The 265-nt window shown below is 67.9% G+C and carries 1 protein-coding gene; it reads left to right on the plus strand.

Annotated features, from left to right (window positions below; translation table 11 throughout):
* A partial coding sequence (locus tag ACZ3HG_RS23925; protein ID WP_465334886.1) for a hypothetical protein occupies positions 1 to 265 on the plus strand: 265 nt, incomplete at both ends.

Raw genomic sequence — 265 nt, forward strand, 5'->3', positions numbered from 1 at the left:
GGCCTCAACGAGGGCGCCGGCGGCGCGCTCGACGCCTCGGGAAAGCGGGTCGCCCACAATATCCAGGCCGGCGAGAAGATTTCGGTGAACTTCCGGCTGGAGGCCACCAACCCCGGTGGTCACTCCTCCCGCCCGCGGCCCGACAACGCCATCTACAGCCTGGCGCGGGCGCTCGACCGGGTCAGCCATTATGATTTCCCGGTCCAGCTCAACGACGCCACCCGCGGCTACTTCACCAAGATGGCCAAGATCGAGGGCGGCAAGC

Source organism: Erwinia sp. PME.40.26/001 (genome assembly GCF_055556675.1).